At 40.4% G+C, this 8,322-nt stretch carries 10 protein-coding genes and 2 pseudogenes; 8 read left to right on the top strand and 4 right to left on the bottom strand.

All coding sequences use genetic code 11. The annotated features are described in order from the left end of the window. Positions 1-68: 68 nt before the first annotated feature. Together nifK and ACFE90_RS33270 are read right to left on the bottom strand one after the other, a co-directional pair. The gene (nifK, locus tag ACFE90_RS33275) at positions 69-1,604 is read right to left on the bottom strand and encodes a nitrogenase molybdenum-iron protein subunit beta (protein ID WP_375506572.1); all 1,536 of its coding nucleotides are present in this window, start codon (positions 1,602-1,604) and stop codon (positions 69-71) included. Between the two features lie 203 nt (positions 1,605-1,807). Beyond that, a pseudogene (locus tag ACFE90_RS33270) lies at positions 1,808-1,999 on the bottom strand (hypothetical protein); the annotation flags it as partial. Between the two features lie 200 nt (positions 2,000-2,199). Between ACFE90_RS33270 and ACFE90_RS33265 the strand changes: the two are divergent. The 7 genes and pseudogenes from ACFE90_RS33265 to ACFE90_RS33235 all read left to right on the top strand — a co-directional run bounded on the left by ACFE90_RS33265 (position 2,200) and on the right by ACFE90_RS33235 (position 6,324). Then, positions 2,200-3,527, top strand: a pseudogene (locus ACFE90_RS33265) (site-specific integrase). Positions 3,528-3,612: 85 nt separating this feature from the next. Further along, the gene (locus ACFE90_RS33260; protein WP_375506571.1) at positions 3,613-3,897 is read left to right on the top strand and encodes a DUF433 domain-containing protein; all 285 of its coding nucleotides are present in this window, start codon (positions 3,613-3,615) and stop codon (positions 3,895-3,897) included. After that, positions 3,894-4,262, top strand: a complete 369-nt coding sequence (locus ACFE90_RS33255) for a DUF5615 family PIN-like protein (RefSeq protein WP_375506570.1) — start codon at positions 3,894-3,896, stop codon at positions 4,260-4,262. The genes ACFE90_RS33260 and ACFE90_RS33255 overlap by 4 nt, the downstream gene beginning before the upstream one ends. A gap of 144 nt (positions 4,263-4,406) precedes the next feature. Beyond that, positions 4,407-4,871 carry an SMI1/KNR4 family protein gene (locus ACFE90_RS33250; protein ID WP_375506569.1) on the top strand — a complete coding sequence of 155 codons (465 nt, stop codon included), beginning with the start codon at positions 4,407-4,409 and terminating at the stop codon, positions 4,869-4,871. Positions 4,872-5,020: 149 nt separating this feature from the next. After that, on the top strand, positions 5,021-5,296 hold the full coding sequence (locus tag ACFE90_RS33245) for a hypothetical protein (RefSeq protein ID WP_375506568.1): 276 nt from the start codon (positions 5,021-5,023) through the stop codon (positions 5,294-5,296). Further along, positions 5,281-5,679 (top strand): type II toxin-antitoxin system VapC family toxin, encoded by a 399-nt coding sequence (locus ACFE90_RS33240; protein ID WP_375506567.1) that lies wholly within the window; start codon positions 5,281-5,283, stop codon positions 5,677-5,679. The genes ACFE90_RS33245 and ACFE90_RS33240 overlap by 16 nt, the downstream gene beginning before the upstream one ends. 156 nt (positions 5,680-5,835) lie before the next feature. Further along, positions 5,836-6,324, top strand: a complete 489-nt coding sequence (locus ACFE90_RS33235) for a hypothetical protein (RefSeq protein WP_375506566.1) — start codon at positions 5,836-5,838, stop codon at positions 6,322-6,324. A 76-nt stretch (positions 6,325-6,400) separates the two neighbouring features. On the opposite strand, the gene ACFE90_RS33230 is transcribed toward ACFE90_RS33235, so the two are convergent. Next, on the bottom strand, positions 6,401-6,970 hold the full coding sequence (locus ACFE90_RS33230) for a Uma2 family endonuclease (protein WP_375506565.1): 570 nt from the start codon (positions 6,968-6,970) through the stop codon (positions 6,401-6,403). A gap of 123 nt (positions 6,971-7,093) precedes the next feature. Continuing rightward, positions 7,094-7,696, bottom strand: coding sequence for a hypothetical protein (locus tag ACFE90_RS33225; protein ID WP_375506564.1), 603 nt, complete (start codon positions 7,694-7,696; stop codon positions 7,094-7,096). Between the two features lie 253 nt (positions 7,697-7,949). Here ACFE90_RS33225 and ACFE90_RS33220 point away from each other — a divergent pair, with 253 nt between their 5' ends. Then, positions 7,950-8,264, top strand: coding sequence for an element excision factor XisH family protein (locus ACFE90_RS33220; protein ID WP_375506563.1), 315 nt, complete (start codon positions 7,950-7,952; stop codon positions 8,262-8,264). Positions 8,265-8,322: the final 58 nt, after the last annotated feature.

Genomic DNA, 8,322 nt, shown 5'->3' with positions numbered 1-8,322 from the left:
AGCCTACTCCCTACTCCCTACTCCCCTTCTTCACCCTTTAATTAACACGTTGTGTTTCTACGCAATTTCTAACGAATCAAGTCGTAGGAAATATCTGTCTTAGAAGGAATGTTGGTGTTGCGATCGATTTCTTCAAACAGGGTGTTTACAGTCCAGTTGAGGAGGTTGATTATACCTTGATAACCAATGGTGGCGTAGCGGTGTAAGTGGTGGCGATCCATGATGGGGTAGCCGATTCTTACGAGGGGAATCTTGGTGTCGCGCCACAGGTACTTACCGTAGGTGTTACCAACCAGGAAGTCTACTGGTTCGGTGAATAACAATGAACGCATGTGCCACAGGTCTTTACCACCCCAAACAGTTGCATTCTTACCAAAGGGGCTAGAAGCAAGCAGTTCTTTCATTTCTGCTTCAAATATTTCGTTGCTGTTGTTAACCAAGATATGCACAGGTTCAGCACCCATTTCTAGCATAAAGCCAACTACGCTGTATACTAAATCTGGTTCGCCGTAGATAGCGAAGCGCTTGCCGTGAATCCATGAGTGGGAGTCAGTCATGGCATCAACTGCCTGACCGCGTTCAATTTCCAATTGTTCGGGAATGGGTATACCACTCAGTTCGCTGAGTTTCATCAACAACTCATCAGTACCTTTAATACCCCAAGGGCGGAAAACTGAGGTTGGTTGCTTCCACTCTTTTTCGATGTACTCGCGGGTTTTGAGGGTGGAGTGTGATTGCAGAGCAATTGTAGCTATACCATTAATTGAATCTTCTGCATCTTCTAGCTTTGTACCACCTGGGTACATATTGAACTCACCTGTGTTTGGTGAATCCAGGTAGTCGCTGTTGTCAGCTAGAATGGTGTAGTCAAAGCCGAACAAAGAAGCAATCCGCTTGATTTCCCGGTTATTGCCTACGTAGGTGTCAAAACCTGGGATGAAGTTGATCTTACCATTGCTGGTTTCTTTCTTATGACCTGCTGTCAGGTTAGAAAGAATTCCCTTCATCATGTTGTCGTAACCAGTGATGTGGGAACCAACAAAGCTAGGGGTGTGAGCGTAGGGTACTGGGAAATCTTGAGGAACTGAACCAGCTTCCTTGGCGTTGTTGATGAAAGACTGCAAGTCATCACCAATTACTTCTGCCATACAGGTGGTGCAGACAGCAATCATCTTGGGCTTGTAGAGTTGGTAAGAGTTCGCCAAGCCGTCAATCATGTTTTGCAGACCACCAAACACGGCTGCATCTTCAGTCATTGAAGAAGATACACCAGAGAATGGCTCTTTGTAGTGACGGGTTAAGTGGGTGCGGAAGTAAGCAACGCAACCTTGAGAACCTTGAACAAAAGGTAAAGTGCCTTCAAAACCAACAGCAGCAAAGATTGCTCCCAATGGTTGACAACCTTTTGCAGGGTTAACGGTTAAAGCTTCACGAGCGAAGTTCTTTTCACGATAATCCCAACCCTTTGTCCACTCTGCAACCCGTTGTACTTCTTCGGCTTCGTGACCGTTTTCAAACTGCTTTTTGTTTTCAAATAGCTGTTTGTACTCTGGTTGGTGGAATAACTCGACGTGATCTTGAATTTTTTCTGGATTCTGAGGCATTTCTGGATCTCCAAGCTTACTGAATTCTTTTACTGATTGAGGAATAAGGATTTGAGGCGGGAGTGGGAGATGGGAATATGATTCAAAATTCAAAATGCAAAAATCAAAAGAAATTTTAATTTTTCAGTTTTGAATTTTGGATTCCCAACTCCCCCCTGGGGTTTTAGCCCCAGGTTATCCTTACTTATCTAGCTCCCATTTCCCTAGACGGCAGCTTTAGCTTCAACTTTAGCTTCAGCTTCAGCTTTAGCTACAGCCTTCTTAGCGTTAGCTTTTTCATTCCAAGGAGCGCCAATTAATCCCCAGGTTGGGCTGTTGAGTGCCAAGTCCATGTCGCGTGCGAAGATGGCGAAGCCATCGTAACCGTGATAAGGACCGGAGTAATCCTTTTTGTGGTTTAATTCTTTTCAACAGCCTAATGTTTGCAGTAAACAGTGTCAGCGATAAGCATTGTTCGCTGATAACACATTTATTTTTAGGCTAAATATAGGCTAAAAACACAGCGATGCATAATCAGGGTTAAGACAAGTATCAATAAGCTTTTGCAGACTTAGAGCCAGTCTCATCTACCGATCGCAGTTTTCTTGGCTCAAGTCTGCAAGCACAGCACAAAAAGAACACATGAGAGCGAAAGTACTAGTAGAATTAGAGAAAGTTAATCTGCGTTTGAAGTCTGCAAAGACAAAGGTGACAATTAGAGAATCGAATGGAAGTCTGCAATTACGGGCGACGTTACCAGTTAAACCGGGAGACAAAGATAGCAATGGTACTGGGAGAAAGCAATACAATATCAGTTTGAATATTCCCTCTAACTTAGATGGACTCAAAACGGCTGAGGAAGAAGCCTATGAATTAGGGAAGTTAATCGCTCGTAAAACTTTTGAATGGAATGATAAATATTTAGGAAATGAGGCAATTAAAAAAGATTTTAAAACCATAGGAGAATTACTCGAGCAATTTGAAGAAGAGTATTTTAAAATTCACAAACGCACAACCAAAAGCGAACATACTTTTTTTTATTACTTTTCTAGAACTAAGAGATTTACGAATCCCAAAGACTTGGCAACTGCTGAAAATATGATAAGTTCAATTGAACAAGTCGATAAGGAATGGGCTAAGTATAATGCAGCTAGAGCGATCGCAGCATTTTGTGTGACATTTAACATCGAAATTGATTTATCTAAATATTCCAAAATGCCTGAAAATAATTCCCGTAATATACCTACAGATGCGGAAATATCTGAGGGAATTATCAAGTTTGAATATTACCAAAATAATAGAGGAAATCAAGTTAATCAAAATGTTCAAGATAGCTGGCAACTTTGGCGCTGGACGTATGGAATGTTAGCAGCTTTTGGTTTACGTCCACGGGAACTTTTTATTAATCCTGATATTGATTGGTGGTTGAGTCAAGAGAATACAGATTTGACATGGAAAGTCCATAAAGATTGTAAAACTGGTGAGAGACAAGCCTTGCCATTATATAGGCAATGGATTGAGGATTTTGATTTGAGAAATCCTAAATATTTAGAGATGTTAAGGGGTGCGATCGCTAAAAAAGATAATACTAATCATGCTGAGATAACCGCGTTAACACAGCGAGTTAGTTGGTGGTTTCGTAAAATAGGATTGGATTTTAAACCTTATGATTTACGTCACGCTTGGGCAATTCGGGCGCATATTTTGGGGATACCAATTAAAGCGGCGGCGGATAATTTGGGGCATAGTGTACAAGTTCACACCCAAACTTATCAGCGTTGGTTTTCGCTAGATATGCGGAAGTTGGCGATTAATCAGGCGTTAAGCAAGAGGAATGAAGTTGAGTTGATTAGGGAAGAGAATGCTAAGTTGAGGATGGAAAATGATAAGTTGAGGTTGGAGGTTGAGAAGTTGAAAATGGAAATGGTTTATAAACAAAGTTAAATTTACTGATAAATCATACCCGTTTTATATAATTTGCTATGATTTATGGGTGAAAAATCATCCAAATAAACCCATTAAAATATTTATGTCGGCTACTGACATTGGAACATTGATTGTTAAGTCACCTGAAACTTTAGGGGGTCGTCCCCGCATTGCTGGTACTAGAGTTTCTGTTCAACGCATCACAGCTTGGTACAAACTTGGGCTGAATGCAGAAGAAATTGCTGAACGCATGGGAAATGTAAATCTTACACAGGTTTATGCCGCTCTAACTTATTATCACGCTAATCGAGAGGAAATTGAGGCGTATATTTCTGCTGAAAAAGCAGATTACAAGCGGTTAGCTACAGAAATGGGGCAAGCAATATGAGTCCAATTCGATTATTTATTGATGAAGACTCAATGGATCAGCGATTTATCAAAGCATTGAGAGCGAGGGGAGTAGATGTTACAAGTGTTGGTGAGGTTGAAACTATCAGTTCTAGTGATAAGGAACAACTGACTTTAGCAACTGAACTGCAAAGAGTTTTATACACATTCAATGTTGGTGACTTTTGCCAGTTACACAGCATCCACATACAAGAGAAACGAAGTCATGCAGGGATTATAATTTCATCGCAAGATTACTCGATTGGTGAACAAATGCGAAGAGTACTCAAGCTGATGGCAGCTAAATCAGCCGAAGATATGATAAATCAATTGATATTTCTCAGTAATTACGCTGGAGAAATATAGCAATCCGATTTGATTCCTGAATTACTCGTAGAGACTCTTTACTGGGGACTGGGGACTGGGAAGAAGGAATAAAAGTGTACTGAGTTTTTTTCACGCAATCAAATATGAGTCCTATATAAATACAGTTAATATACATAAAAAGATATGTCTGATTTAACTGATGCTCTTGAGTTTGTTTGCGATTGGGTACGGCAATATATGCCAAATCATCCTGCTAAAATGAACCAAGGATTGAGCCGTGATGCAATTGAGGCAAAAGCTAAAGAACTTCCCTTTTATTTACCAGAAGAAATTTATGAACTTTATCAATGGAAAAACGGTGGTGTAAATCCTTTTCTTCCTCACCCCGATGCTTGGGATCTTGCCAGATTCTTGTCATTGGAAGAAGCAATTAGTATTGCTCAAGATTGGAAAGGTTCTTTTCATTTGTTTCCCCTTTTCATGGTCGAGGATGGTGGATACTTTTTTGTGGGAACGCAGGAAAAATGTCAAACTGCTCCAATTTATTGCAACGATATTCCTGAAGAAGTGGTTGAAAGAGAGCCAAACTATCCTAGTTTGACTAGCATGGTGCAAGAGTTGGTTGAGGAGTTGAGAAGCAGAAGTTAACTCTGTATTGCTAACTGCGATCGCATCCCTCCGGTATGGTAGGTTGTCGTAAAGTGTAACGCACCGCCATTTCAAAGCTGCTTAATTCCTCGCAGTCGCACATAAACTTGCTCAACTACTGAGAATATAATAAACTAGGAGGTTAGGTTATGGAAAGCATTAAGATTAGAACATATATTGGTGATGATGGAATTCTACAAGTCCAGCTTCCGCCTGGAATTGCCAACCAAGAATTAGATGTAGTAATTGTCTTTCAATCTGTTATACAAAAATCCTCACAGTCTCCAAGCAAAACGCCAGAAGAACTAGGATACTCTCGTAAGTTTGTTGAAGAAGTAATAGGTAGTTGGGAAGGTGATCCGCTTGAACGTGCAGAGCAGCTTCCCTTTGAGGAACGAGAGGAGATTCAATGGCCTACCTCCTAGATATAAATGCGTGTATCCAAATTCTGAATTCACCAAATTCACCTGTCACCCAAAAAACTTTATTAATTCCTTCTAGGAAAATTTACATCTGTACAGTTGTTTATAGCGAACTGTATTATGGAGCTTACAAAAGTACAAATGTTAATAGAAACCTCAATCATCTAGAAAATTTATTTGCTGAGTTTGCTGATTTACTACTGGATCGTCAAGCTGCAAAAATAGCTGGAAATATTCGCGCTCGTCTTAATGCGTTGGGGATTCCAATTGGAACAAATGATTTGTTAATTGCTGCGATCGCCTTAGCAAATGATCTCACCCTTGTCACCCACAACACCCGCGAATTTAGCCGTATTGATGGCTTGAAGTACGAAGACTGGGAATAGCTGCGAAAGAGTCCATAGATGTATTTGAGCTTCTCACAGCAGCAAAATAGGTTTTATTTTTAGAGATAAATACTTTCCATAAAGTAGCGTTAGTTTTTATCTTTTTTAGGGAACAATTCTAATGGAACCTAAACTATAAATTGGTAACATACAACCATGTGCAGTAAAATAAATGAGCAAACAAGAGAAGATTTTGCATATTGTCAGCTTGAAAACAACTTGGTATACATTTCTGAGTCAATTATTCGAGAACTAAAATCTGGAAACTGCGAAATTAAGTTTTGGAATGATGATGTAAGCGATATATGCGAAGGTGTGGGACTGAGTGTGGATTTAGAAAAGACTTTTGTGGAAATAGAAGTTCTGATTAATGCTCCAAACAGCTATCTAGTTCGTTTGTGGAGTAAAGGTTCTTCCCCTTCTGAAGAGGATAAAAAACTTTGGTACAACAAAGAAGGTTCATGTCCGGGGCATTTAGTATGGGAGTGCTACGATACTGATATTGATATTCTAACTGAGGAAGAGATGAAGACTTATTATTTTGATACTGGCTTGCAAAAATTAGTTGCTAAATACATCGGAACAATCAAGAAAGCTTATTTGTCTATTGGTAGTGTAAGTTCTGAAATCAAAAGTTTACTTTGATGAGTAGTTGAGGTGATAGGTAAGCGCGATCGCATCCCTCCCCTAGCGCGCGTTGTCGCAAAAAGCCAGAGCTACTTTACTCAAAAATAACGCCGCGATAAATTTCCGCCATCGGCAAATCAATACTAACTGAATCCAAAGAAATAGATAGCTCTAAGCCGCTAAAATCACTGAGCAACCAACCTTGAGCTTGCTTGCTGTAGCGTTCCACAAAAGGTTCATCCTGCTCGACTAATAAATATTCGCTAACACTCGCAATTGAGCGATACATCCGAAATTTACTGAGTCGGTCGTAATCTGCGGTGGAAGGAGATAGAACTTCAACAATCAAAATGGGATTCAAAACTTCATCTAAACGATCACCATTTAGTTGCGGTTCGCCGTCAAAAACCATTACATCTGGATATACCCCACGTCGATATTCAGGAATCCACAGCCGTAAATCGCTGTTAATTGGCTCGAATTGAGTATCGCGCATCACAGAAGTAAGATAGGTCAAGATGTTCCGACCGATGCGGCTGTGTTTAAGCGTTCCTCCAGGCATGGGTACAATTTCTCCATCTCGATATTCGCTGCGTCCTTCGGTTTTTTCTTCGATCGCGCGATATTCGTCCAAGCTGTAGCGGCGCGAGATGGTAGAAATCATAAGTTGTAGGCGATCGCATTAGCTATAAAACAACAATATTATTTTGTCACAGATTTACTTGTGAGGTGATATCATGCCGCAATGCGATGGCTCCTGTGGGCTACACCAACGCCTACGCATCTATCAACTGTTTTGAACCATCCAAACTAAAAATCCGAGAATTTGTTCTACAGGTGGAAGGGGATAATCCGTCAAATCGATGGTAACAATATTATCCTCCAGCTTCAGGAATCGCCATTGTGTACCACTGCTAATAGAACCATAGATTACGGCAACTGGACGATTTTTGGCGGCATTGAATCTTTGTGCGGCAACCATTTCTGCAATACATTGTCCAAACCCAGTTCTTAAATCAGCTTTTTTTGCTTCCAAAATTACAATTGCAGGTGCTTCAATTTCTAGCACTTCCGGCGAACGACTCAAAAGGAAATCACACATTCCATTAAGTCCAACTGCCTCATCAACTGTAAAATCTTCTCCAGAGAATAAGCTAATTTGGCGATTTAATATTCGTCTAACTTCTAATAATACTGGGTAAATAATTCCTTCTGAACGCGCTTTTTCACTTGCTGAAGAAGCAAGTGGCAGACTTTCTTCAAGATATGCCGTCAGTGTAACAGATGCTTCAATTGGTTCAGTGGCAGGAATAAATCGCCCACCTTCCTGCGTTTTTAACCCGAATGCTTCTTTAACTTTACTGATAGTTGTAAACTGACTATAAGGCATAATTGGTAAAAATCATAGGTCGTAGCCCGCCGGAGGCATCGCACTGGCTATAAGATAACAATATTATTTTCTCACAGAATTGGTTGTGAGGTGATATAATCTTGCGGTCTATATAATATTCTTTTTTCTACAAAAGACTGCGCGATATCCTTCGGGTTATGCAAAGCCGAATGTATCTACACCTGGTTCTGTTTTAGTGGGATGCACGATAGAATTTAGGCAAAGACTTTATCTTTCTGGTTAGCTGTCTACGATGTCTGCAAGAGATACGTTTCATGAACTGGTTAGAACTGCCCTTGAGAAGGAAGGGTGGATAATTACTCATGATCCGTACCACATTGATTTGGGGTTTGTTGATTTTTACATCGACTTGGGTGCAGAACTGTTGCTAGCAGCGACAAAGGATGAGGAAAAAATTGCAGTTGAAATCAAAACGTTTTTGGCAGCCTCAACGATTTCTGAGTTCCATACTGCAATTGGACAATTTATTAACTACCGCATTGCGTTGGAAGATGATGATCCATCCAGAGCGGCGGTTGTATTTGGCAGTTGCGCTCGACGTTTATAAGCGATTTTTGGCGTTGCTGAATAAAGGGATGAATTGATTTATGCAGGTACAGTTTGAT

The organism is uncultured Nostoc sp. (genome assembly GCF_964245445.1).
Lineage (GTDB): Bacteria > Cyanobacteriota > Cyanobacteriia > Cyanobacteriales > Nostocaceae > Nostoc.
This window is presented reverse-complemented; position numbering and strand designations above follow the sequence as displayed.